Source organism: Rhizobium viscosum (genome assembly GCF_014873945.1).
Lineage (GTDB): Bacteria > Pseudomonadota > Alphaproteobacteria > Rhizobiales > Rhizobiaceae > Rhizobium > Rhizobium viscosum.
In genome coordinates, this window is the sequence record NZ_JADBEC010000003.1 from 350,054 (window position 1) to 373,275 (window position 23,222).

General features: G+C 60.5%; 24 protein-coding genes. 15 read left to right on the top strand and 9 right to left on the bottom strand.

The window, feature by feature from the left end:
- Positions 1–118: 118 nt before the first annotated feature.
- Positions 119–736 carry a PAS domain-containing protein gene (locus H4W29_RS33780; protein ID WP_192733190.1) on the bottom strand — a complete coding sequence of 206 codons (618 nt, stop codon included), beginning with the start codon at positions 734–736 and terminating at the stop codon, positions 119–121.
- 293 nt (positions 737–1,029) lie between these two features.
- On the opposite strand from H4W29_RS33780, the gene H4W29_RS33785 reads away from it, so the two are divergent.
- Positions 1,030–1,809: a rhomboid family intramembrane serine protease gene (locus tag H4W29_RS33785; RefSeq protein ID WP_192733191.1), complete on the top strand. Its 780-nt coding sequence runs from the start codon at positions 1,030–1,032 to the stop codon at positions 1,807–1,809.
- 98 nt (positions 1,810–1,907) lie between these two features.
- On the top strand, positions 1,908–2,342 hold the full coding sequence (locus H4W29_RS33790; RefSeq protein ID WP_192733192.1) for a CBS domain-containing protein: 435 nt from the start codon (positions 1,908–1,910) through the stop codon (positions 2,340–2,342).
- Between the two features lie 24 nt (positions 2,343–2,366).
- Here the strand turns inward: H4W29_RS33790 and H4W29_RS33795 are convergent, their stop codons facing one another.
- From H4W29_RS33795 to folE, 3 genes are all read right to left on the bottom strand, one after another.
- A complete protein-coding gene (locus H4W29_RS33795) occupies positions 2,367–3,335 on the bottom strand; it encodes a patatin-like phospholipase family protein (protein WP_192733193.1) in 969 nt (322 codons plus the stop codon).
- Between the two features lie 116 nt (positions 3,336–3,451).
- Positions 3,452–3,904: a phosphoribosyl-AMP cyclohydrolase gene (hisI, locus tag H4W29_RS33800; RefSeq protein ID WP_113202608.1), complete on the bottom strand. Its 453-nt coding sequence runs from the start codon at positions 3,902–3,904 to the stop codon at positions 3,452–3,454.
- A 25-nt stretch (positions 3,905–3,929) separates the two neighbouring features.
- A complete protein-coding gene (folE, locus tag H4W29_RS33805; protein ID WP_192733194.1) occupies positions 3,930–4,544 on the bottom strand; it encodes a GTP cyclohydrolase I FolE in 615 nt (204 codons plus the stop codon).
- Positions 4,545–4,885: 341 nt separating this feature from the next.
- On the opposite strand from folE, the gene H4W29_RS33810 reads away from it, so the two are divergent.
- From H4W29_RS33810 to H4W29_RS33830, 5 genes are all read left to right on the top strand, one after another.
- On the top strand, positions 4,886–5,332 hold the full coding sequence (locus H4W29_RS33810; protein ID WP_192733195.1) for an iron-sulfur cluster assembly scaffold protein: 447 nt from the start codon (positions 4,886–4,888) through the stop codon (positions 5,330–5,332).
- 3 nt (positions 5,333–5,335) lie between these two features.
- Entirely contained in the window at positions 5,336–5,740 is a 405-nt protein-coding gene (gene yidD, locus H4W29_RS33815; protein ID WP_192733196.1) for a membrane protein insertion efficiency factor YidD, read from the top strand.
- Position 5,741: 1 nt separating this feature from the next.
- On the top strand, positions 5,742–6,269 hold the full coding sequence (locus H4W29_RS33820) for a DUF1697 domain-containing protein (protein WP_192733197.1): 528 nt from the start codon (positions 5,742–5,744) through the stop codon (positions 6,267–6,269).
- A 120-nt stretch (positions 6,270–6,389) separates the two neighbouring features.
- Complete coding sequence (thrS, locus tag H4W29_RS33825) at positions 6,390–8,396, top strand: threonine--tRNA ligase (protein ID WP_192733198.1); 2,007 nt, start codon at positions 6,390–6,392, stop codon at positions 8,394–8,396.
- A 124-nt stretch (positions 8,397–8,520) separates the two neighbouring features.
- On the top strand, positions 8,521–9,360 hold the full coding sequence (locus H4W29_RS33830) for a lysophospholipid acyltransferase family protein (protein WP_192733199.1): 840 nt from the start codon (positions 8,521–8,523) through the stop codon (positions 9,358–9,360).
- A gap of 27 nt (positions 9,361–9,387) precedes the next feature.
- On the opposite strand, the gene H4W29_RS33835 is transcribed toward H4W29_RS33830, so the two are convergent.
- The gene (locus tag H4W29_RS33835; RefSeq protein ID WP_192733200.1) at positions 9,388–10,497 is read right to left on the bottom strand and encodes an RgsD C-terminal domain-containing protein; all 1,110 of its coding nucleotides are present in this window, start codon (positions 10,495–10,497) and stop codon (positions 9,388–9,390) included.
- A 113-nt stretch (positions 10,498–10,610) separates the two neighbouring features.
- On the opposite strand from H4W29_RS33835, the gene H4W29_RS33840 reads away from it, so the two are divergent.
- From H4W29_RS33840 to H4W29_RS33850, 3 genes are all read left to right on the top strand, one after another.
- Positions 10,611–11,195, top strand: coding sequence for a nitroreductase family protein (locus H4W29_RS33840; RefSeq protein ID WP_192733201.1), 585 nt, complete (start codon positions 10,611–10,613; stop codon positions 11,193–11,195).
- A complete protein-coding gene (locus H4W29_RS33845) occupies positions 11,195–11,797 on the top strand; it encodes a flavin reductase family protein (RefSeq protein ID WP_192733202.1) in 603 nt (200 codons plus the stop codon). Before H4W29_RS33840 ends, H4W29_RS33845 begins: the two co-directional genes overlap by 1 nt.
- A 122-nt stretch (positions 11,798–11,919) precedes the next feature.
- Positions 11,920–13,050 carry a DUF2336 domain-containing protein gene (locus H4W29_RS33850; RefSeq protein ID WP_192733203.1) on the top strand — a complete coding sequence of 377 codons (1,131 nt, stop codon included), beginning with the start codon at positions 11,920–11,922 and terminating at the stop codon, positions 13,048–13,050.
- Here the strand turns inward: H4W29_RS33850 and H4W29_RS33855 are convergent.
- On the bottom strand, positions 13,047–13,454 hold the full coding sequence (locus tag H4W29_RS33855; protein ID WP_192733204.1) for a hypothetical protein: 408 nt from the start codon (positions 13,452–13,454) through the stop codon (positions 13,047–13,049). The two genes, H4W29_RS33850 and H4W29_RS33855, sit on opposite strands and share 4 nt — an antisense overlap.
- 129 nt (positions 13,455–13,583) lie before the next feature.
- Between H4W29_RS33855 and H4W29_RS33860 the strand changes: the two genes are divergently transcribed.
- Positions 13,584–14,045 carry a GNAT family N-acetyltransferase gene (locus tag H4W29_RS33860; RefSeq protein WP_192733205.1) on the top strand — a complete coding sequence of 154 codons (462 nt, stop codon included), beginning with the start codon at positions 13,584–13,586 and terminating at the stop codon, positions 14,043–14,045.
- Between the two features lie 20 nt (positions 14,046–14,065).
- Here H4W29_RS33860 and H4W29_RS33865 read toward each other — a convergent pair whose 3' ends face one another.
- The 3 genes from H4W29_RS33865 to parE all read right to left on the bottom strand — a co-directional run bounded on the left by H4W29_RS33865 (position 14,066) and on the right by parE (position 18,718).
- Positions 14,066–15,250: an AI-2E family transporter gene (locus tag H4W29_RS33865; RefSeq protein ID WP_192733206.1), complete on the bottom strand. Its 1,185-nt coding sequence runs from the start codon at positions 15,248–15,250 to the stop codon at positions 14,066–14,068.
- Between the two features lie 116 nt (positions 15,251–15,366).
- Positions 15,367–16,503: an esterase-like activity of phytase family protein gene (locus H4W29_RS33870; protein WP_192733207.1), complete on the bottom strand. Its 1,137-nt coding sequence runs from the start codon at positions 16,501–16,503 to the stop codon at positions 15,367–15,369.
- A gap of 142 nt (positions 16,504–16,645) precedes the next feature.
- Complete coding sequence (gene parE, locus H4W29_RS33875; protein WP_192733208.1) at positions 16,646–18,718, bottom strand: DNA topoisomerase IV subunit B; 2,073 nt, start codon at positions 18,716–18,718, stop codon at positions 16,646–16,648.
- Between the two features lie 204 nt (positions 18,719–18,922).
- Between parE and H4W29_RS33880 the strand changes: the two genes are divergently transcribed.
- The 4 genes from H4W29_RS33880 (at position 18,923) to pyrG (ending at position 23,159) form a co-directional block, all read left to right on the top strand.
- Positions 18,923–19,807 (top strand): alpha/beta hydrolase family protein, encoded by an 885-nt coding sequence (locus H4W29_RS33880; RefSeq protein WP_192733209.1) that lies wholly within the window; start codon positions 18,923–18,925, stop codon positions 19,805–19,807.
- Between the two features lie 125 nt (positions 19,808–19,932).
- Complete coding sequence (gene tpiA / locus H4W29_RS33885) at positions 19,933–20,703, top strand: triose-phosphate isomerase (RefSeq protein WP_192733210.1); 771 nt, start codon at positions 19,933–19,935, stop codon at positions 20,701–20,703.
- Between the two features lie 108 nt (positions 20,704–20,811).
- The gene (gene secG / locus H4W29_RS33890; RefSeq protein ID WP_192733211.1) at positions 20,812–21,387 is read left to right on the top strand and encodes a preprotein translocase subunit SecG; all 576 of its coding nucleotides are present in this window, start codon (positions 20,812–20,814) and stop codon (positions 21,385–21,387) included.
- A 143-nt stretch (positions 21,388–21,530) separates the two neighbouring features.
- Complete coding sequence (gene pyrG / locus H4W29_RS33895; RefSeq protein WP_192733212.1) at positions 21,531–23,159, top strand: CTP synthase; 1,629 nt, start codon at positions 21,531–21,533, stop codon at positions 23,157–23,159.
- Positions 23,160–23,222: the final 63 nt, after the last annotated feature.

The window sequence follows — 23,222 nt, forward strand, 5'->3', positions numbered from 1 at the left end:
GGGCTTCTTTATGAAATCTCTAAGCCCAATCCTTACCCGCAATCCCTTAACAGAAGGTTGTGGAACGAGCCGCCGCATAACCCTAAAGTACTATGGGCGGCGACCCAAAATGAAGCGGTCAGCGGGCGGCTGCCCCATGCAGGAAATGCGACATGGCGCGCAGCATGGCCCGGCCGAACGTGGCCTGTTTTTCAGCGGCGACCTCGACAGGGCGACGCGGTTCAGCCTCGGCCATGCGGCCGAACTTGTCGTGCAGCAGCCGGCTGCGATCGAGGGCGAGAAGTTCCAGCGGCACGATCTCCAGCCAGCTTGCAGCAGTGGCAGGCGCGATGGCACCGAGCAAGCGGTCGCAGCCGCCTTCGGGCGAACGCAGCGGCATCATGATGATCTCGAAGGCTGCGTGATGGCCGGCGGTACTGTAGCCCGTCGCGTTGAAAAGCGTTGGGATGGCGTGAGTCATGACGCCCTGCGCCGTTCTTTCGATATCCTCATGCTGGCCGTTGGCCCAGAGGGCGGAGAAACGCTCGCCGCGCAGATCGCGGCCGAAGAGATCGCAGATCTTTGTGCCGGCGAGGCGGAAGCGGATATGCCGGTCCGCCTCGGTCTCCAAGATGAAGAGGCTCGACAGGAGATGAGGGATCGCGCCGGGCTCGATCTGCGATTTCAGCGGGGCATCCCGCCCGCCGCGCAGAGCATTCCAGTAGTCGAATATGTCGATCGTGATCTGAAGGCGCATGGCAGTGTCTCATTTCGGTTCATTAGGGCGCGGTTTTCGCCCCTTCACCTTCTACCTTGCGGATTTCATGCCAAATCCGGCGAGTTAAGGTTAAGAAAGGGTTTTGCTTGAGTGCGGGGGCCCGCCATGAGACCGTCTCTCCATCACTTCGAACAGTGAAGTTCTGCACAAAGACTGCCAGGGGAGGGGTCATCCTTCGGGGAGCCCTGGCTAGCCGTCCGGCCAAATCCGGACGGCTTTTTTTTTGATGCCGGCTCCTGTATGGCTGTGGCCTCCAATGAGGCGAGATGAGCATGAACGAACAGACGTCCGGGCCTGATCAGGCATTCCAGCCTTCACGGCCCGAACCGCCGGCCCGGCCGCCACGTCAACCGGTTTTCAATCTTCCGCCCGCGCTGTTTACCACGCTCCTGCTTCTGATCCTGATCTACGCCGGGCAGTCGCTACTGTCTCCCGACGGGCTTTCCTGGTTTCTGTTCAACTTCGGCTTCATCCCGTTGCGCTATGCCGTTTCGCTTGCTGAGCAGGGGCCGCAGCTCTACTGGACGCCGGTCACCTATTCGCTACTGCACGGAAGCATTGAGCATATCGTCTTCAACGGTCTCTGGCTGATGGCCTTTGGCGCGCCGGTGGTGCGCCGCATCGGCACGTTCCGCTTCATCATCTTCTGGATTCTCTCCTCTGTCGCCTCGGCAGCGCTGCATGCGGCCCTGAACTGGGGGAGTGAAGGGCTGCTCATCGGTGCATCGGGTGTGGTCTCGGGCCTCATGGGCGCGGCCTGCCGCTTTGCCTTCCCTTCCGGGCGGCAGATGGTCCGCCCCGCGCATCTCAATCCGCGACTGTCGGTGCTACAGGCGATGCAGAGCCGCACGGTGATCATCTTCACGCTGTTATGGCTGGTCGGCAATGCGCTGATCGCCGTCGGCATCCCGCTCGTCGGCGACGGCAGCCAGGAGATTGCCTGGGATGCACATATCGGCGGTTTCGTCTTCGGCTTCTTCCTTTTCGCGTTCTTCGACCGGAAACTGCCTGAAGAACCCGTGCCCCGCCCTGACGACGAGTTGCAATCCTGACCCAAGCAGTGCACCATTGATCAATCCGCGTTGGGAGGAGAACCTCCGCGGAGCCTGTGTTCCCGACAAGTGTTTCACTTTCGCCATGGGAGGTACAAATGGCCAGTTCCGTCAAGGCAATACTCGATCTGAAGGGTCGTGACGTCGTCACCGCCGGGCCGAATACCACGGTTGCGGAAGCGGCTGCGATTCTCAGCAAAAAGAAGATCGGCGCGATCGTCGTCGTCGGCATGGAAAACAAGATTTCCGGCATGTTCACCGAGCGCGATCTCGTGCATGTCATCGCCAAGTCCGGCAAGGACGGGCTCGATCAGACGCTTTCTTCCGTCATGACCTCGAAGGTCCTCCGCTGCAACGAGCAGACCTCGGTCAACGAGCTCATGGAGCTGATGACCAGCAAGCGTTTCCGCCACGTTCCAGTGGAAGCCAACGGCAAGCTTGCAGGCATCATTTCGATCGGTGACGTCGTGAAATCACGCATCGCCGAAGTCGAGCGCGAGGCCGAAGAGATTAAGGCTTATATTGCAAGCTAAGGGAACGACGCTTTTCGCTAGGCACTAGGGGTGCCTGCCGTAGAGTTCCTGCATACGCTGCAGCTCGGGCAGCCTTGCCCGGGCTTCCTCATAGCCACGTTCGATGGCTTCCCCCGCACGATGGAATTCCGAAAGACCGATATCCGACAGTCGCGGCTGCAGCGAAATGTCCGGCGGGTCGCCGGCAAGCCGGGCCCGCGCGATACGATCCTGGATGATGTTGAAGGCCTGCACCATGACGCCGGTCATGCCCATACGCGCGGAATAGGGAGCCTGCTTCTGCTGCTGCACTTCGGCGGGCGATAGGCTGGCATTGTGGCGGACGACAGCGGAGCGGCCGTAGAGATCATAATTGAGATTGACGGCGACGACGAGCGGCTGCTCGTAGCTGCGGCAGACGGAAACCGGCACGGGATTGACGAGCGCGCCATCGACCAATGTGCGGTTATTACTGCGTACCGGCTCGAAAATGCCGGGCAGGGCATAGGAAGCGCGGATCGCGGTGATCAGCGAGCCGTTGGCGATCCAGACTTCGTGGCCTGTGTTGACCTCTGCCGCGACGGCGACGAAGGGCCGGTCGAGCTCCTCGATCGTCAGTCCTTCCAAATGTTCCTGCATGCGCTTGGTCAGCCGCATGCCCCCGAAGAGACCGGAGCCGCCGATCGTCAGGTCGAGAAGGCTTGCGATGCGGCGCATGGTGAGGGAACGGGCGAAATTTTCCAGCTCGTCGAGCTTGCCGGCGAGATAGCAGCCGCCGACGAGCGCGCCGATCGATGTGCCCGCGATCATGCCGATCTCGATGCGGGCTTCATCGAGCGCACGCAGCACACCGATATGCGCCCAGCCGCGGGCTGCGCCGCCGCCGAGCGCCAGGGCAAGCTTTGCTTTCTTTTCCGATGAGGTCTCGACTGGGGGAATTGCCCTATCCTGGAGCGCTGTTGTGGCAGAACCTCCGCCCTCGGCGCTTTGACGATGCATATTCCAGCCCAGCATGGCGTTCCTCCCTCCCGGCAGAACACTCGGGTTCCCATTAACAGCCCCAAACCCTTTCCAAAGGGTATATGGAAGCGACTTGCGTCGCAATAAGGGGCAGGCGACGGGGATTCAGTCTATTTTCCGTACACATCCTTGGGATCGAAATGCAGGTCGTCATCGACGATGGTCAGCATGGGCTTTCCATCCTCCAGGGTGACGGTGCGATAGAAGCAGGAGCGGCGGCCCGTGTGACAGGTCGCATCATGGCCGGCGACCTCGACCTTCAGCCAGATTGCGTCCTGGTCGCAATCGGTGCGGATTTCCTTGACGGTCTGCAGGTTGCCCGAGGTTTCGCCCTTCTTCCAGATCTTTCCGCGCGAGCGGCTGAAATAGTGGGCGATGCCGGTCTGGATGGTCAGCGCCAGCGCATTGGCGTTCATATGAGCGACCATCAGCAATTCGCCGTCGCCGGCATCGGTGACGATGGCTGTGATCAGGCCGCGATCATCGAAGCGCGGCGTAAAATCGCCGGCGTCCTCCAGCTCGGATTTATCGTCCGATGGCTGATTGAAAATCAGTTCACTCATCGCGGCCCTCCTGAGGGAGCCGGTATCAGCGGCCCCTAACCATTGTCATGAATCGGACCTGATCGGCCGGTTCAGTCTTGAACGTTCCTGTAAAGGTTGTCGTCAATGTGGTCGAGCCCTGCTTCTGAACGCCGCGCATGGCCATGCACATATGTTCGGCCTCGATCATGACCGCAACGCCGCGCGGACGCAGCGTTTCGTCGATGGCCTTGGCGATCTGCGAGGTCATCGTTTCCTGCGTCTGGAGGCGGCGACCGTAGATTTCGACGACGCGGGCGATCTTGGAAAGGCCGAGAACGCGTCCGTCCGGCATATAGGCGACGTGCGCCTTGCCGATGATCGGCACCATGTGATGTTCGCAGTGAGAGAAGAAGGGAATGTCCTTCACCAGCACCATGTCGTCGTAACCGGCAACCTCCTCGAAGGTCCGGCCGAGCACGTCTTCCGGGCTCATTTCGTAACCGGCGAAGAGCTCGCGATAGGACTTGGCGACACGGGCAGGCGTATCCAGCAGGCCTTCGCGCGACGGATCGTCGCCGGCCCAGCGCAGCAGCACGCGAACGGCGTCCTCTGCCTCCTGCTGGGAGGGACGATCGGTTTCACGGACGGTATGCGGAAAATTCTTGACGATGGCGTCCATATTCAATGGTCTCCTGGCCCGCAACGCGGACCGTATTCGGACTAGCCACTGGTACCCCAAGCGGGAATTCTTGCACCTTTGGCAGGCTCCGGGGCTTTCCAGGTTCGCTTTCTCGAACCCTTCCGGCACGGTTTCCCAATCAAACTCAATTGGCAAACTTATTGGTTTCCCAATCAAAGTTATTCAGGGCCATTGCATTTCGATGACCCTCGAACGACATACATATAGGAAGACGACCCTGGTATGTAAGTATGTTGTCGTTTGACTGTGTGTTTTTTGTTTACACGACAATCACATAGGAATTAGCGTCTCTTTTAGGCGTTTTTGGAGCCAAATCCGTCATGGACGACATCTATAACAGCAAAATCCTCGAATTTGCCGGCAATATTCCTCTGATCGGCACGCTTGATGACGCGGATGGGACCGCCCAGGCGCATTCGAGACTGTGCGGTTCGAAAGTGCGCATCTGGCTGAAAATGGATGGCGATACGATCAGCGCCTTTTCGCATGACGTGAAGGCCTGTGCGCTCGGCCAGGCGTCCTCCTCGATCATGGCCCGCCATGTCGTCGGCGCGACATCAGACGAAGTGCGCAGGGCGCGAGAGGATATGCTCGCCATGCTGAAGGCGGATGGCGAGGGACCGGATGGACGGTTCGCCGACATGCGCTATCTTCTTCCCGTGCGTGATTACAAGGCGCGTCACGCCTCCACCATGTTGACCTTCGATGCCGTCGTTGACGCCATCAGCCAGATAGAGGCGAAACGCGCCGAAGTCGTCGAGGCGTGAACTATGTGCGAATTCTGTCTGCTGCGTGAGGAGGAGGAAGACGAGGGTGGTGCCGCCGCGCCGAAGCCTCGTGCCCAGTCGCCGCAGAGATTTTCACGAAATTACACTGGTCCCTTCAGCAAGACGCCTGACCGCCTTTTCGGCATGGGGCTCATCCGCCTCTATCAGCTGACGCTTTCCGGCTTCGTCGGCAATTCCTGCCGGCATATCCCGACCTGTTCCGAATACGGCTATGAGGCGATCGCCCGCCACGGGCTCTGGGCCGGAGGCTGGATGACGCTCTTTCGCGTCGGACGCTGCGGTCCCGGTGGCACGAGCGGGCTCGACCCGGTGCCGGAACATCTTGCAATGCGTTATCGCTGGTTCACGCCCTGGCGCTATTTCGCGCTCGGGCGAAAGGAGGCATAAGGTGTGTACCTTCATCGCACTTCTGCACAGCATCGTCCTGACCTCCGAGCGACGCGTCATCATGGAGGATCTACGCACGCTTGCCAAAGAGCTCGGCTATCGCGATCCCCGCACATTGGTTTCCACCGGCAACCTCGTTTTCGAGGCGGACGACATGCGGCCGCATGAAGTCGAAGAGCAGCTGGAAGAGGCTTTTGAGGAAAAGTTCGGCAAGCATGTCGATATCATCGTGCGCAGCGACTGCACTTGGATGGCACTGTGCAGCGCCAATCCCTTCAAGGACGGCGTCGGCGATCAGGTAATCGTGCGCGTCAACCGCCTGCCGATCGATCCGGAAAAAGTGGAAGCGCTGAAGCCGCTTCTTGCCGAGGGGCAGCGGATGAAGCTGATCGGTTGCGATCTCTGGATCGATTTCCACGGCAAGCCGAGCCAATCGAAGCTGCTGTCGGCACTCACCACCAAGCGCATGGGTGTGGGAACAATGCGCAACTGGAACACCGTGCGCGGCCTTTTCGAAATGGTTCTTTAAGCCGGGTTCTTCTTTACTCAGACAGCAAATATCAGTATCAGGCGGCTGCGCATCCGCTAAGGATGACGCTCCGTTTCAACCACCCGCATTCGTTGGCGGGACTGGACAAGGAGAATTTCAATGTCCCAATCCGTTTCCCTGACATTTCCCGATGGTTCGGTGCGCAGTTTCCCAGCTGGCGCGACCGGCAAGGATGTCGCCGAATCCATTTCCAAGTCGCTTGCCAAGAGCGCCGTCGCCATTGCGATCGACGGCACTGTGCGCGACCTTTCCGATGCCGTAACCGACGGCAAGATCGAGATCATCACGCGTAAGGACGGCCGCGCGCTGGAACTCATCCGGCATGACGCAGCGCACGTGATGGCCGAGGCCGTGCAGGAACTGTGGCCCGGTACGCAGGTGACGATCGGTCCCGTGATCGAGAACGGCTTCTACTACGATTTCGCCAAGAACGAGCCGTTTACGCCCGACGACCTGCCCAAGATCGAAAAGAAGATGAAGGAGATCATTGCCCGCAACGCGCCCTTCACCAAACAGATCTGGTCGCGCGAGAAGGCCAAGGAAGTTTTCGCCGCCAAGGGCGAGCAGTACAAGGTCGAGCTCGTCGACGCGATCCCCGAAGGCCAGGATCTGAAGATCTACAATCAGGGCGAATGGTTCGACCTTTGCCGTGGCCCGCACATGGCCTCCACCGGCCAGATCGGCAGCGCCTTCAAGCTGATGAAGGTTGCCGGCGCCTATTGGCGTGGCGACAGCAATAACGCCATGCTGTCGCGTATCTACGGCACGGCATGGGCCGAGCAGGCCGATCTCGACAATTACCTGCACATGCTGGCGGAAGCCGAAAAGCGCGACCACCGCAAGCTCGGCCGCGAAATGGACCTGTTCCATTTCCAGGAAGAAGGCCCGGGCGTCGTCTTCTGGCATGGCAAGGGCTGGCGCATCTTCCAGTCTCTGGTTTCCTACATGCGTCGCCGGCTCGCTGTCGATTATGAAGAAGTCAACGCGCCGCAGGTGCTCGACACTTCGCTCTGGGAAACCTCTGGGCACTGGGGCTGGTATCAGGAGAACATGTTCGCGGTGAAATCGGCGCATGCGATGACGCATCCCGAAGACAAGGAAGCGGACAATCGCGTCTTTGCGCTGAAGCCGATGAACTGCCCCGGTCACGTGCAGATCTTCAAGCATGGCCTGAAGTCCTACCGCGAACTGCCGATCCGCATGGCGGAATTCGGCCTGGTGCACCGTTACGAGCCTTCGGGCGCGCTGCACGGGCTGATGCGCGTGCGCGGCTTCACGCAGGACGACGCGCACATCTTCTGCACCGATGAGCAGATGGCGGCGGAATGCCTGAAGATCAACGACCTGATCCTGTCGGTCTATGAAGATTTCGGCTTCAAGGAAATCGTCGTCAAGCTTTCGACCCGTCCGGACAAGCGTGTTGGCTCCGATGCGCTCTGGGATCGTGCGGAAGCCGTCATGACCGACGTGCTGAAGACGATCGAGGCGCAGTCCGAGGGGCGCATCAAGACCGGCATCCTGCCAGGCGAGGGCGCTTTCTACGGACCGAAGTTCGAATATACGCTGAAGGACGCGATCGGACGCGAATGGCAGTGCGGCACGACGCAGGTCGACTTCAACCTGCCGGAACGCTTCGGCGCCTTTTACATCGACAGCAATTCCGAGAAGACACAGCCCGTCATGATCCACCGCGCCATCTGCGGCTCGATGGAACGTTTCCTCGGCATCCTGATCGAGAACTTCGCCGGCCATCTGCCGCTGTGGGTATCGCCGCTGCAGGTCGTCGTTGCGACGATCACGTCTGAAGCCGACGCTTACGGCCAGGAAGTGGCCGATGCGCTGCGCGACGCCGGACTGCATGTCGAGACTGACTTCCGTAACGAGAAGATCAATTACAAGATCCGCGAACATTCCGTTACGAAAGTTCCCGTCATTATCGTCTGCGGCAAGAAGGAAGCGGAAGAGCGCACGGTCAATATCCGCCGCCTCGGCAGCCAGGAGCAGACATCGATGTCGTTGGATTCGGCAATCGAAAGCCTTGCCCTGGAGGCGACTGCGCCCGATATCCGTCGTAAGCTCGAGGCAAAGAAGGCGAAAGCCGCCTGAAAATTGCTTTTGGATAAGGACAGCGCCCGGCATTGATCTGCTCGGCGCTGTCAGAAATCTGACATGCAACAGTAATATAGCCGCCACAAAACAGGGGACGGGTTTCATCCCGGCAGGCATTCGAGTGCGCTTCAAAGAGCTTTCCTACGCGAATGAACGGGATCCACGCTTCAAGCGCTGGCTCATCCGCTCCATCGAGGGGCTTTCGGGCCGTGACCGCTATGTACGGCTCTATGATATCTGGCGCAGCGATATCGTCGGCAAGAGCGACCGCGTCTTCGGCAAGATGCTCGATCTCATCGATGTTGAGATCAATGTGAAGGGCAGCTGGCCGCTTGAGCCGGTACCGAACGAGCCGATCGTTATCGTCGCGAACCATCCTTTCGGCATCGGCGACGGCATTGCAGTGCTGGCGCTTGCCGAGCAGCTTGGCCGCCCGTTCCGGGTGCTGATTCACAATGATCTCCTGAAGGTGCCGGAAATGGCCCCTTATTCGCTGCCGATCTCCTTCGAGGAGACAAAGGAAGCGATGGCGATGAACATGAAGAGCCGTCACGAGGCCGTTCGCCTGCTGAAGGAAGGTACGACGATCGTGGTTTTCCCGGCCGGTGGTGTCGCCACCGCCAAGAAGGGTTTCGGCCGCGCCGAGGACCTTCCTTGGAAAATGTTCCCGGCCAAGCTCATCCAGGCGGCGCGCGCTAGCGTGCTGCCGATCTATTTCGAAGGCCAGAACGGCCGGCTCTTCCATCTCGCCAGCCGGGTTTCGATGACGCTGCGCCTATCGCTGCTGATCCGCGAATTTCGCCGTCTCTCAGGCAGCACGATCATTGCGCATGTTGGCAGCGTATTATCCTGGGAGGAATTGAGCAGCGGCAGCGATCGCAAGGACCTGCTCGCCCGTCTCTTTGACGCCGTCTTCTCGATGGCGCCGAAGAAGAAGGTCTTCCTCAAGCGCGCAAGCTGAGAATTCCCTGATACTCCGGATGCGGCGTCAGTCGAGGCTGGCGCCGTCGCCACCGTTCTGCAGGTCTTCGTATGATGGCAAGGGCGGCTGCGGCGGGATCTCGCCGCCAGGCTGAGGCACACCCTTCGGGCCGGCGGCGGTCTGTCCCGGCGGTACGGCCGTGGCGGCGGGGGCAATCGGCTGCTGGGCCTGCAGGTCCTTCATCAGCACTTCGACATCGGTATTGACACCGGCAGCGACCGTGAAGTCGCGCTGATAGATCTTGTCCTTGTTGCGGGCGACCGCCGTATATTCACCTTCCGACAGGACCATGGTCGGAAATGCGCTCACACTTTCGCCGACGCTGTCGCCTGCTGCCGTCAGGATCGACCAGGCCGTATCGGCAATCGCTTCGCCGCCGGTTTCCGACACCAGCTTGAAATTGATCTGTGCCGCCCTGTGCTGGATCGTCGCTTCGGTGAGCTTGCCGGCCTCGACCTGGATATCGGCGCGGATGCTGGCGTTGACGTTGCCGTATTCGGAAACGATGTGATAGGTGCCGGCATTGAGGCGCACGACCGTATTCGGCGGCACATCGGCCATGACAAGGCCGCGCTCGCCGTCGTCGCGGATCTCCGCGGAGTAGATCGAAAAGCTTAGCTGGTTGGGTCGAATGCGGACGTCGGAGCCGGAGACGGCATTAAGCAGCAGGCCGCCAGCATCGAGCACCATGACCTGTTTGTCGACCTCGCCTTCATCCGGCACCGTCAGCTTCTTGGTGACGCCGGCGCGGCCGAAGGAAACGTTGACAAAATAGTCGCCGGCAGCGAGCTGGAAGGCTGCGGTGCCGCCACGAGAGCTGGCGATGAGCGGCAGCTTGCCATCATTTCCAGCGACGGGACTGAATACATACCAGGAAAGCCCGTCTTCCACAGGCGCGCCATCAGCCGTGAGTTTGGCCTCCAGGGAGACGTCACGCAGGTGCACGCCTTCCTGCGCCGAGCCTGGGGCGATGAAGGCGTTGAGCTTCGGCATTTTCGGCGTCGATTCGAGCTGCTTGAATTCCTTGAAGGCATCCTGAGCGGCAGCGCCAAACGGCGTCAGCATCATCAAGGCAATAGCAAGGCCGATCCGTGCAAAAGGCAAAATGCCAGACATCCTGTTCGTGAACCGATTGACTTCTGAAATCGCAGAGTCCACTTCAAGACCAATGCCATGGCAAATTCAAGACCTGTGGCCAGTCTCTGCATACAAATGAGAGTTTCTCCCGCATGAAATCCGACATCAAGCTGATCGATTATCTCGCCGTGCGCCGCTCCATCCCCGCGTTCCAGATGTGCGAACCGGGGCCGGAAAAGGCCGAGATCGAGGAAATCCTGCGCCTTGCATCGCGTGTTCCCGATCACGGCAAGCTCGCCCCCTGGCGCTTCATCGTCTATCGCGGCGAAGAGCGCGTGCAGCTCGGCGAGAAGCTGCTGAAGCTCGCTCTCGAAGCAAAACCCGATCTCTCGGAGGAGATGATCCAGGTGGAGCGTACGCGCTTTACACGTGCACCCGTCGTCGTCGGCATCGTCAGCAAGGCTGGCCCGCATTTCAAAATCCCGGAATGGGAACAGCTCATGTCTGCGGGCGCGCTGTGCCTCAATGTCATCCTGGCTGCTAATGCCCATGGCTATGTCGCCAACTGGCTGACGGAATGGTTCGCCTTCGACGAGCGTGCCTATCCGCTGCTCGGCGTCCAGCCTGGTGAAAAGGTCGCCGGCTTCATCCATATCGGCTCGACCACCTTCCCACCCGTCGAGCGTCCGCGCCCTGAACTGACCGAGACCGTGACCTGGGTCGGCGGCGAAGACTGATGTTCTACACGACGGACACCAACCGGCACGGGCTGGCGCACGATCCCTTCAAGGCGATCGTCGCGCCACGACCGATCGGCTGGATCGGCAGCAAGGGCAGAGACGGATCGCTCAATCTCGCGCCCTATTCCTTTTTCAATGCAGTGGCCGACAAGCCGAAGCTGGTGATGTTTTCATCGAGCGGGCACAAGCATAGCCAGAAGAACGCCAGGGAAACCGGCGTTTTCACCTGCAACTTCGTCAGCCGCAATCTGGCTGATAAAATGAACCTTTCCTCAGCCGGCTTGCCTTACGGAACGAGCGAATTCGAATTCGCCGGACTGACGCCGAAACAGGCCGAGCTCATCGACGCGCCCTATGTGGCTGAGGCCTTCGCTGTACTGGAATGCAAAGTGACCGAGATCATCGAGCCGAAGACGCTTTCCGGCGAAGAAACCGAGAATGTCTTCGTTTTCGGAGAGGTCGTCGGCATCCATATCGATGAGGCTATCATCAACAATGGCCGGTTCGATGAGGCGCTGGCGCGGCCGGTCGCACGCATGGGCTACATGGACTATTGCGAAGGCAGCGAGGTCTTCGAAATGTTCAGGCCGAAAGTCTGACGGTTTTCCGCGTAAGGCCGCGCAAATCCTAACAAATATGGTGAACCAATCATAAACTTTTTCCGGCTACCGTCTCTGTATTGAATGAGACGCGAAGGAATCGCGTTTGCTGGGGCGTGGTTGTGATCATAGAGGCATTTCTTCGTTGGGCCGAAACGGCCAAGACGGCTGACAGGGCGGCCGCTGCAAGTGCTCTGGGACGCGTCTATCTCAAATCCGAAATGTCGGACGAGCGGCGCGACGCGGCTGAAAAGGCGATGACCTACCTGCTCGACGATCCGTCGCCGCGTGTGCGGCTTGCGCTCGCCGAAGCGATTGCCTGGGCGCCACATGCGCCGCGCAACATCATTCTTTCGCTCGCCGAAGACCAGCCGGAGATCGCCTGCCACGCGGTGACCTGTTCGCCGATCCTGACCGATGCTGATCTCGTCGATCTTGCGGCACGCGGCAGCGGCGCAACGCGCATGCTGATTGCGGCGCGCGCCCATGTGACACGTCCGGTATCGGCGGCACTTGCCGAAGTCGGCGACGAAGATGAAATTCTCTGCCTGCTCGAAAATGACGGCGCCTCGATTTCCGCCCAATCCCTCAAGCGGATTGCCGAACGGCTCGGCGATGTCGGCGACATCAGAAACCTGCTTCTCGACCGCATCGACTTGCCGGCCGATGCCCGTCAGCTTCTGACGCAACATGTCAGCAATGCGCTGGTCGGCCTGCCGCTGGCGCAAGCGGCAATCGGCCTACAGAGGCTGCAGCGCATCAGCCGCGAGGCGACGGAAGCGGCGATCATTTCCATCGCCGGCGATATCGCGCCGATCGAAGTGCCAGATCTCGTCGAACATCTTCGCCTAAACGACCGTCTAACGCCGTCGTTCCTCATGCATGCGCTGTGCTGCGGCAAAGTGGAGTTCTTCGCCTGCGCCATCGTCAACCTGTCCGGCTGCAGCGATCGGCGCGTGCGGGCAATCCTCGCCACCGGCCGCATGCATGCGGTGCGCGCGCTTTATGAATCGGCAGGCCTGCCGCGCGATATCAGCATCATCTTCGTGGAAGCGACCTTCCTCTGGCGTGAGGCTTCACGCAAGACATCGGGCTCGTTGCTCGGCAGCATTTGCGGACGCCTGCTTCAGAAATTCCATAGCCGGATAGGGCAGCATGACACCGTCGGTGAACTGCTCGATATGGTCGAGAAGTTGCATGTGGCCGAGCAGCGCCGGTCGGCCCGGGTCTATGCGTCGCTTGCGGCCGCTTAATCGGTAAAGCGGGCCGCGGCCCAGGAATAGCTCGCAGAGACGAAATGCAATGGCTTCGCCAGGGTGTTCTTCACATCATGGCCGGAAGGCAGCTTGGCGCGAACACGCTCGGCGATATTGTCCACGAAACCGCCAAGGCCATCTCGCTGCTCGGTTACTTCGGGCGTTTCTGGTGCAGCACGCGCCGGCTTAGCCGGTTCGGCGGCGGCAAGCGACTTCGGCGCCTCGCAGACGGCGATGACGGTCGGATAGCTGGCATTGGCATAAGTCTTCAGCCGCTGTTCGGCCTCGGCATCGCAGGCGACGACGGTTTCCCAGTGCTTGTCGACCGTGGCGACGTAATTGCACTGGCTGACGGAATCATCGCAACCGAGGATCGTCATGGCGATGAGGACGGCTTGCATATTCTGGCTCCATGGCTATTGAGCATGTCACCATCTTCGAAAGCGCAATTCCAACGGAATGAAGGCAGCGACACTAACTTTTCGTCATATCGGCGAAAAATTGCGCCCTGTACCGGAAAAGGAGTGAGAATGTCCGTCACCATCGCCCTTGAACCGCCGCGTCAGGACGGCGTGATCCGCCTTCTCGATCTCTCGGATGCCTATGCGCAGTCGCTCTATCCGCCCGAGAGCAACCACCTCGTCGATATCTCCACACTGGAAAAGCCATCGGTGAGCTTCCTCGTGGCGCGCAACGGCGGCGAGATCGTCGGCTGCTGCGCGTTGGTGGAGGCAGGCGACGGGACGGCCGAGGTCAAGCGCATGTTTGTCGATCCCGAGGCGAGGGGCCTGAAGATCGCCAGCCGCCTGATGGACCGACTGGAGGAGATCGGCAGAGGGAAGGGTCTCGACGCAATCCGCCTAGAGACCGGTATCTATCAGCCGGAAGCGATCAGCCTCTACAGGAAATACGGATATATCGAGATCGAGCCTTTTGGCTCCTATCAGCCGGATCCGCTGAGCCTCTTCATGGAAAAACGGCTAACGGCCTGATCATCTTTTCTGGCGGGATATCAGCCGTCGGCCGCACGCTGCACAGGCGGCGCCTGCTCGTCAAGGATCACCTGTGGCCCTGCATCGGCGGTGCGGACCTCATGTATCCATTCGCGCCAGATCGCGACCAGCAGCGCCATCAGGACCGGGCCGATGAAGAGGCCAAGGAAGCCCATCGTCTTCACGCCGCCGACGAGACCGAAGAAGGTCGGCAGGAACGGCAGCTTGATCGGCCCGCCGACAAGCTTGGGGCGCAGCGTCTTGTCGACAATGAAGAGTTCGACCGTGCCCCAGACGAAGAGGCCGATACCGGCGACATGCGAGCCGCTGGCCAGCAAATAGACGGATACGAGCGTGAAGGAGAGCGGTGCTCCGCCGGGGATCAGCGCCATGACGCCGGTCAGCACACCAAGCGTGACAGGCGAGGGAACGCCAGCGATCCAATAGGCGACACCGAGCACGATGCCTTCGCCAATGGCAATCAGCGTCATGCCCATGACCGTCGAGCTGATGGTCGCAGGCACGACGCGAGAAATACGCTCCCAACGGTTCGGCAGAATGCGCTCGCCGAGCATGTCAATCTGCTTGGAGAAGGAGAACCCGTCGCGATAGACGAAGAACAGCGCAATCAGCATGAAAAGCAGCGTCAGGAACAGGTGGAAGGCACCGCCGCCCGCCGCCAGAACTGCGCGGTAGATGTTGCCGATATGGGCGCCGCTAACTGCCTGGATGAGCTCACCCATGGCGCCGGGGCTGCCGATATATTTCGTCCAGAGTTCATCGAGATAGGAGCCAGCGAGCGGGAGCGCGATGATCCATTGCGGCGTCTCCGCCCCGAAGCGGTTGGCGTGGATTGCCCATGCCACCCAAGTGCGCACTTCACCGGTCGTATAGGCAACCGCAAGGCTGATCGGAATGACGAGGAAGGTGACGATGAGGACAATCGCGATCGTCGCGGCGATCGTCGTATTGCCGCCGACACGGGCGACCAGTTTGCGGTAAAGCGGCCAGCTCGCAAAGCCGATGACGAGGGCTGCGAGCACCGGCACGACGAAGCCATAGAAGAAATAGACGCCGGCTGCGGCAACGAGCACAAGCAGCCAGCGGGCAGCCGAAATGGAGGGTATCAGCGGCGTACGTATCGTCGCCGACGGCCCCAGCCATCGCGGCTCCGTATTGGTTTTCTGACGATTAAACACACCCACGCGCGCCTCTTTTTATTGTTGCCCTAGTTTATGGGCCATGAACCGGGCGGTTTCAAGGTCCGCCCGGATAAAGCGTATACAAAGCGTGGTTATTTGGTGGCTGAATCCTCGAGATATTATTGCGGGCGGCGGTTGATCTTGAAGGCGTAAAACTGTGTCTTCTGGCCGGTCGAGAAATTATTGTCGGAACCGAGGATCAGGACATCCGTGCCATCCTTCGCCTTGCCGATCGCCATGGCTTCGATATTGTCAGGCGTCAGGCCGATGGCGCGCAGATCCAGTACCTGGCTCTTGCGAACCGGGACGACACGCTGATTGTTCCTGGCGAGAGAGGCGATGCCGGAAACGTCGGTCGCACCGTCGAGATCCATCATGAAAAGCTTGATGTTATTGCCGAAGCCCTGGGCATAGCTGCGCTCGACGGAGAGCAGGCGGTGATCGTCAAGGGCAATCATTTCCGACATGCCATTGTCGTTGCCGCCGTCGGGTTTAGCGGCAGCCTGGGGGATCGGTGAGATCGGATAGACGTATTGAGCCTTCGGCTCGCCGGTTGCGCCGTCATAGCGGATGATGCGCGAGAGGCTGCCGGTCGTCAGGCTGGGATTCGGGCCGTCCTGATAGAGGGCTGCCTCGACGCCCGCGAAGACATCACCAGATGGAGACACTGCGAGATCCTCGAAAGCAAGATTGTCTCGGATGCCGGTCGACTTGTCGGCGGTCGGTGCAAACCCGTCTGGCAGCTTGAACTCACGCACGAAAGCACCGTCCGGCGAGGTGACGCGGATGAAGGGGGCGATCAGTGCCTTGGCGTCACCTTCGCTGCCCCAATAGATGCCGTCCTTGGCGAAGCGGATGGATTCCGGATCGACGGTCTTGACGGCGAAGGGCTGGCCGTTCTTGTCCTGGAAGGTGGTGTGCTTGACGATGGTGACGCCCTTCAGGCCGGCGGCGCCGACATCGATATCGAGATCGTAGAAGCGGGCAGGAGCCTTTTCGGAGCGGTCGTCGCTGATGGCGATGTAATGGCCGGTGGCCGCATCAAAATCGAGGCCGGAAATGCCGCCGAATTCAACGCCATTTTCCATCTGTCCGGTCGGGATGACGAATTCACCGAGATAGGAAAGGGAGATCGCTGCCGCGCAATCGCCGAAGGGGCAGGCGGCATCGACGGTCGCGCCGATATCGGTAGCGAAAACGGAGGCGGTGCTGGACAGGAGAACGAAAGCGGCGGTCGCAAGAAAACGCTTGATCATGGCAAATATCCGGCAGGGGGTTGAAACAAAACGGCCGGCGCTGCAGTGACCTTTCGGGGGGCAGAGCGCCGGCCGTTCTATTGCGCCGGTATTTTGACGGAAGCGTAACGGTTCTTCGTCAGTTCGATGAATTCGCTACGGCTTAAATATCGAGGTCTTCCGCGAAAGCCGCGCGTTCCTGGATAAAACGGAAACGGGCCTCGGCCTTGGTTCCCATCAGGTCGTCGACTGCATTGCGTGTGCCTTCGAAATCCACCTCGTCGATCAGCACACGCAGAAGCGTGCGCTTGGACGGGTCCATGGTGGTTTCCTTGAGCTGGGCGGGCAGCATTTCACCGAGGCCTTTGAAGCGGCTGATCTCGATCTTGGCCTTGCCCTTGAATTCCGTCTCCATCAGTTCGGCGCGATGCTCATCATCACGAGCATAGGCGGACTTCGCCCCCTGCGTGATCTTGTAGAGCGGCGGCACGGCGAGGAACAGATGGCCGCCGCGCACCAGTTCCGGCATCTCCTGATAGAAGAAGGTGATCAGCAGCGAGGCGATATGCGCGCCGTCCACGTCGGCATCGGTCATGACGATGATGCGTTCGTAGCGAAGGTCTTCTTCGCGGTATTTCGACCGCGTGCCGCAGCCAAGCGCCTGGATGAGATCGGAGATCTGCTGGTTGGCCGACAACTTCTCGCGGCCGGCGCTGGCGACATTGAGGATCTTGCCGCGCAACGGCAGGATCGCCTGGTTGGCGCGGTTACGCGCCTGCTTGGCGGAGCCACCTGCCGAGTCACCCTCGACTAGGAAAAGTTCGGCGCCTTCCGCAGTGTTCTGTGAGCAGTCGGCTAGCTTTCCGGGCAGGCGCAGCTTGCGCACCGCGGTCTTGCGGTTGACTTCCTTCTCCTTGCGACGGCGCAGGCGCTCTTCGGCGCGCTCGATCACCCAGTCGAGAAGCTTTTCGGCTTCACCCGGATTGTCGGCGAGATAGTGGTCGAAAGGATCGCGCAACGCGTTTTCGACGAGACGCTGGGCTTCGACGGTCGCCAGGCGATCCTTGGTCTGGCCGACAAATTCCGGCTCGCGGATGAAGACTGAGAGCATGCCGACGGCAGAAATCATCACGTCGTCGGTGGTGATCTGCGCGGCGCGCTTGTTCTGCGTCAGTTCGGCGTAGCTCTTCAGGCCCTTTGTCAGCGCGATGCGCAGACCCGCCTCATGCGTGCCGCCTTCGGGTGTCGGGATGGTATTGCAATAGGAATGAACCTGCGGATCGCCGCCATACCAGGTGATCGCCCATTCCAGCGCACCGTGGCCGGCAACCTTTTCACTCTTGCCGGCGAAGATTTCGCGGGTGACGGTGAATTCCTTGCCCATCGTCGCCTGCAGGTAATCCTTCAGGCCGCCGGGGAAGTGGAAGACGGCCTTGTCAGGCACGTCGGAGCCCTCGGGCAGCACGCCCGGATCGCAGCTCCAGCGGATCTCGACACCGCCGAATAGATAGGCTTTTGACCGGGCCATGCGGAAGACACGGCCCGCATCGAACTTCGCGTGGTCGCCGAAGATCTGCGGGTCGGGGTGGAAGCGAACCTTGGTGCCGCGGCGATTGTGCACATCGCCCAGTTCCTCGATCCCGCCCTGCGGCACGCCGCGCGAGAAGCGCTGGCGGTAGAGCTTGCGGTTACGAGCGACTTCGACTTCGAGAACATCCGACAGTGCATTGACGACGGACACGCCGACGCCGTGCAGACCGCCGGAGGTCTCGTAGGCCTTGCCGTCGAACTTACCGCCGGCATGCAGCTTGGTCATGATGACTTCGAGCGTCGACTTGCCGGGAACCTGCGGGTGGTTCTCGACCGGAATACCGCGGCCGTTGTCGGTGACCGTGAGATAGCCCTGGATATCGAGATGCACGTCGATGAAATCGGCATGGCCGGCCACCGCTTCGTCCATCGAGTTGTCGATGACTTCGGCAAAAAGATGGTGCAGCGCCTTTTCGTCGGTGCCGCCGATATACATGCCTGGGCGCATGCGAACGGGTTCCAGACCTTCCAGAACGCGGATCGAGGATGCGCCGTAATCATCGCCGTTCGACGTCGTCGGGGCAGGGCGTGCGGTAGCGGGTGCCGCAGCCGCGGCGGGCCGTTCGGCGGGTGCTGCAGGCTTTGCAGCCTCCTCCTGCTTCTGCGTCAGGGGCATTCCGGAAAAGAGGTCGTTGCTGTCTTCCATGGAACCGTTCAGATCTTATTCTCGTGAAGGGCCGCCGCTGGCCCACAATAGTCACAGTCCGCGTCGCGTTTGCGAATCAGGGGGATTCTGACAGAAAGCGCCCCGATACGCGACGCGCCCCGGATTTGCGGAGCTTTTCAAGATGTGATTTGCGTTGCCGGGCGCCGAATGGCAAGTCGCGGCAGCTCTATGGGAACCATCTGCATGCCGATGTCCACAAGTCATTGCACCATAATCACTGCAATTGCGGCCTTTTTCCTGTCCGCGGCTGTCACGACCGCCGCGGCCGAGACGTTGCCGCCCTATAAGGACGATCTGTTTTCGGCGCAGACAGTGCTGCAGACGGGCGATGACGGCGCATCGGAAGTAATCGATTACGACGAGATGCGGGATATCAACGGGCGCGACCAGATCCCGCAAAAGCGGGTGCAGCAGAAATATGTCTCGCTCGGCGTCAAGAAGCTGCAGACAGATGAAACGCTGTCGCTCGACGGCATCAGGCTCGATGTCACCAGGGTGGGACCAGCCCAGAACGCCGCCTTCACGGTCATCTTCATCCACGGCCGCGACGGCGACCGACGGCTCGGCGCCAATGACTATTCCTTCGGCGGCAATTTCAACCGGCTGAAGAACCTTACGGCCGGCAATGGCGGCGCCTACTATTCGCCGACCGTGAAGAGCTTCGATGCCAATGGCGTTGCAGCCATTGCCGAGCTGATCCGCTATGCGAGCGCACAATCACCCGGTCGCCCGATCATCCTGAGCTGCGCCTCGATGGGCAGCCAGATCTGCTGGGGCATCACGCGCGATGCCGAAAGCGTCAAGCGGCTGAAGGGCATGCTGATCATGAGCGGTGTCTCGGATCCCGATTTCGTGAAAAGCCCGTTCTACAAAGCCAAGCTGCCGCTCTGGTTTGCACATGGCAGCCGTGACCCTGTCTATGCCGCCGCCGACCAGCAGGCGCTGTACGAAAAGCTCCACAAGGCGAAGTACCCGACACATTTCACGCTCTTCCAGAACGGCAATCATGGAACGCCGATCCGCATGGTCGACTGGCGCAGGGTGCTGAACTGGGTTTTGGCGTCCTGAGCGGGCGGATTCCAGGTCATATAGGGCCTTCAAGCCATCATATTTCGCCGGGACCATCCCCGGCGCTTTCCTTTGAGCCGCGCTTTTGCTAAGGCCGCCGGATATGCGGATTTTGGGAGAGCAGCATGACACCTGATGTACGCCCGCTCGTGGCGGGGAACTGGAAGATGAACGGCACGCGCGATTCATTGGACCAGATCAAGGCGATTGCCCAGGGCGTCATGATTCCCTTGTCGGAAAAGGTCGAAACGCTGATCTGCCCGCCGGCGACACTGCTTTACGTCTCGACCGCGCTTGCCACCGACAGCCCACTTGCGATCGGCGGACAGGATTGCCATCAGGCCCAGTCCGGTGCGCATACGGGCGATATTTCGGCTGACATGATTGCCGATTGCTTCGGCACCTACGTGATCGTTGGCCATTCGGAACGGCGTATCGACCATGCCGAGACCGACCATATGATCCGCGGCAAGGCGCAAGCCGCCTATCAGGCGGACCTGACGGCGATCGTCTGCGTCGGCGAGACTGGCGAAGAGCGCGACGCCTATCAGACGCTCGACATTCTCAAGCGCCAGCTTTCCGGCTCGCTGCCGGAGGAAGCAACCGCGGAGAATACCGTCATTGCCTATGAGCCCGTCTGGGCGATCGGCACCGGACTGACACCGACGGCAAAGGACGTGGAAATCGCCCATGCCTTCATCCGCTCCGAACTCGTCCACCGCTTTGGTGACGAGGGCAAGGGCATGCGCATCCTCTACGGCGGCTCGGTCAAGCCCGGCAATGCCCGCGAACTGCTCGCCGTCGACAATGTCGATGGCGCGCTGATCGGCGGGGCGAGCTTGAAAGCCACCGACTTCCTCGCCATCTACGGCACATACGAAGCGCTGCTTGACTGAGGCGATTGCATATTCCTGGCCGAAGGGCTTGGAATAGCAGAGGACCTCATGTAAAGAGCCGCCAGATTTTTACTTTATGTCCGTCCTCAGACGGGCAGGACTGGACCCATGCAGACAGTATTGATTGTCATCCATCTCATGATCGTGCTCGCGCTCGTCGGCGTTGTGCTCATCCAGCGCTCCGAAGGCGGCGGCCTCGGCATCGGCGGCGGATCGGGCTTCATGTCGGCCCGAGGCACGGCCAATGCGCTGACGCGCACGACGGCGATCCTGGCGACGCTGTTCTTCATCACCTCGCTCGGCCTCGGCATCCTGACCCGTTACGAAAGCCGTCCGACGGATATTCTCAACCGTATTCCGGCCACGAGCGGGCAGGGCAACGGCATTCTCGATTCGCTCGGCGGCGCCAACACGCCGGCTCCGGCCCCGGCTCAGCCTGCTGACAACAGCGGCATTCCGAATAGCGGCGCTGCTGCTCCGGCCCCGGCCGCTCCGCAGTCACCGGCTGCCCAGGCTCCGGCAACAGTTGCACCGGCAACCCAGGCACCAGCTACTCAGGCTCCGGCTGCAAGCGCCCCTGCGGCGACTGCGCCTGCAGCCCCGTCGACGACTGCTCCGGCTCAGCCCGAGGCCCCGGCCGCTACGCAGCCGGCCCAGCCTTCCGGCGTCCCCACGGGACAATAAGCCGGACCACAAAATAAACTGCCGGCAGGCCCTCGGGTCTGCCGGTTTTCTTTTGTTCAGATTCCTGCGCCACGCACCAAAAGTTCCGGAAAAGAATTTTTGGGCTGGTGGAATCGTTTTTGAAAAGGTATCCGGTGACTCCCATGGCGCGATACGTATTCATCACTGGCGGCGTGGTTTCTTCCCTCGGAAAAGGAATTGCGGCTGCGGCTCTCGGAGCGTTGTTGCAGGCCCGTGGTTATCGGGTCCGGCTTCGCAAACTTGACCCCTATCTGAACGTGGATCCGGGCACTATGAGCCCGACCCAGCACGGCGAAGTCTTCGTCACTGACGACGGCGCGGAAACCGACCTCGATCTTGGCCACTATGAGCGCTTTACAGGGCGCTCGGCGACCAAGACCGACAACATCACCACCGGCCGCATCTACAAGAACATCATCGACAAGGAACGCCGCGGCGACTATCTCGGCGCGACCGTCCAGGTCATTCCGCACGTCACCAACGAGATCAAGGATTTCGTCATCGAAGGCAATGACGACTATGATTTCGTCATCTGCGAAATCGGCGGCACGGTCGGCGATATCGAGGCGATGCCCTTCATGGAAGCGATCCGCCAGCTCGGCAACGACCTGCCGCGCGGCACCGCAATCTACGTCCATCTGACGCTGATGCCGTATATTCCGGCAGCCGGCGAATTGAAGACCAAGCCGACGCAGCATTCGGTCAAGGAACTGCAGGCGCTCGGTATTCACCCCGACATTCTGCTCGTGCGCGCCGACCGGGAAATCCCGGAAGCCGAACGCCGCAAGCTGTCGCTGTTCTGCAACGTGCGTCCCTCCGCCGTCATCCAGGCGCTCGACGTTGCCAATATTTACGATGTGCCGATGGCCTATCACAAGGAAGGCCTCGACGATGAAGTGCTGGCAGCCTTCGGCATCGAGCCGGCTCCGAAGCCGCGCCTCGACCAGTGGGAAGAGGTCTGCAATCGCATCCGCACGCCGGAAGGCGAGGTCACGATTGCGATCGTCGGCAAGTATACCGGCCTCAAGGATGCCTATAAGTCGCTGATCGAAGCGCTGCATCACGGCGGCATCGCCAACCGCGTCAAGGTCAAGCTCGAGTGGATCGAGTCCGAGGTCTTCGAGAAGGAAGATCCGGCGCCGTATCTGGAAAAGGTCCACGGTATCCTGGTACCGGGCGGCTTTGGCGAGCGCGGCTCTGAGGGCAAGATCCATGCAGCGCGTTTCGCGCGCGAGCGCAAGGTGCCGTATTTCGGCATCTGCTTCGGCATGCAGATGGCCGTCATCGAAGCTGCCCGCAACCTCGCCGACGTCCAGAACGCCTCCTCGACCGAATTCGGCCCAACGCCGGAGCCGGTCGTCGGCCTGATGACGGAATGGGTGAAGGGCAACGAGCTGCAGAAGCGCACCGCATCAGGCGATCTCGGCGGCACGATGCGTCTCGGCGCCTACAAGGCTTCTCTGAAGAAGGGCACGAAGATTTCGGATATCTACGGCTCGACTGATATTTCCGAGCGTCACCGCCATCGCTACGAAGTCAACATCGACTACAAGGACCGGCTGGAAGATTGCGGCCTCGTCTTCTCGGGCATGTCACCTGATGGTGTTCTGCCGGAGACGATCGAATACCCCGACCATCCCTGGTTCATCGGCGTTCAGTACCATCCGGAATTGAAGTCCCGCCCGCTCGATCCGCATCCGCTCTTTGCGAGCTTCATCGAAGCTGCAACGGAACAGAGCCGGTTGGTTTAATTATTCGCTGTTACACAATTCCAGCCGCTCCCTTTGAAACGAGGGAGCGGCTTTTTTCATTCC

Bases quoted from the DNA above. Each gene is read 5' to 3' on its own strand.
- H4W29_RS33780 (WP_192733190.1), bottom strand. From the start codon at position 736: ATGCGCCTTCAGATCACGATCGACATATTCGACTACTGGAATGCTCTG.
- H4W29_RS33785 (WP_192733191.1), top strand. From the start codon at position 1,030: ATGAACGAACAGACGTCCGGGCCTGATCAGGCATTCCAGCCTTCACGG.
- H4W29_RS33790 (WP_192733192.1), top strand. From the start codon at position 1,908: ATGGCCAGTTCCGTCAAGGCAATACTCGATCTGAAGGGTCGTGACGTC.
- H4W29_RS33795 (WP_192733193.1), bottom strand. From the start codon at position 3,335: ATGCTGGGCTGGAATATGCATCGTCAAAGCGCCGAGGGCGGAGGTTCT.
- hisI (WP_113202608.1), bottom strand. From the start codon at position 3,904: ATGAGTGAACTGATTTTCAATCAGCCATCGGACGATAAATCCGAGCTG.
- folE (WP_192733194.1), bottom strand. From the start codon at position 4,544: ATGGACGCCATCGTCAAGAATTTTCCGCATACCGTCCGTGAAACCGAT.
- H4W29_RS33810 (WP_192733195.1), top strand. From the start codon at position 4,886: ATGGACGACATCTATAACAGCAAAATCCTCGAATTTGCCGGCAATATT.
- yidD (WP_192733196.1), top strand. From the start codon at position 5,336: ATGTGCGAATTCTGTCTGCTGCGTGAGGAGGAGGAAGACGAGGGTGGT.
- thrS (WP_192733198.1), top strand. From the start codon at position 6,390: ATGTCCCAATCCGTTTCCCTGACATTTCCCGATGGTTCGGTGCGCAGT.
- H4W29_RS33835 (WP_192733200.1), bottom strand. From the start codon at position 10,497: ATGTCTGGCATTTTGCCTTTTGCACGGATCGGCCTTGCTATTGCCTTG.
- H4W29_RS33840 (WP_192733201.1), top strand. From the start codon at position 10,611: ATGAAATCCGACATCAAGCTGATCGATTATCTCGCCGTGCGCCGCTCC.
- H4W29_RS33845 (WP_192733202.1), top strand. From the start codon at position 11,195: ATGTTCTACACGACGGACACCAACCGGCACGGGCTGGCGCACGATCCC.
- H4W29_RS33855 (WP_192733204.1), bottom strand. From the start codon at position 13,454: ATGCAAGCCGTCCTCATCGCCATGACGATCCTCGGTTGCGATGATTCC.
- H4W29_RS33860 (WP_192733205.1), top strand. From the start codon at position 13,584: ATGTCCGTCACCATCGCCCTTGAACCGCCGCGTCAGGACGGCGTGATC.
- H4W29_RS33870 (WP_192733207.1), bottom strand. From the start codon at position 16,503: ATGATCAAGCGTTTTCTTGCGACCGCCGCTTTCGTTCTCCTGTCCAGC.
- parE (WP_192733208.1), bottom strand. From the start codon at position 18,718: ATGGAAGACAGCAACGACCTCTTTTCCGGAATGCCCCTGACGCAGAAG.
- H4W29_RS33880 (WP_192733209.1), top strand. From the start codon at position 18,923: ATGCCGATGTCCACAAGTCATTGCACCATAATCACTGCAATTGCGGCC.
- tpiA (WP_192733210.1), top strand. From the start codon at position 19,933: ATGACACCTGATGTACGCCCGCTCGTGGCGGGGAACTGGAAGATGAAC.
- secG (WP_192733211.1), top strand. From the start codon at position 20,812: ATGCAGACAGTATTGATTGTCATCCATCTCATGATCGTGCTCGCGCTC.
- pyrG (WP_192733212.1), top strand. From the start codon at position 21,531: ATGGCGCGATACGTATTCATCACTGGCGGCGTGGTTTCTTCCCTCGGA.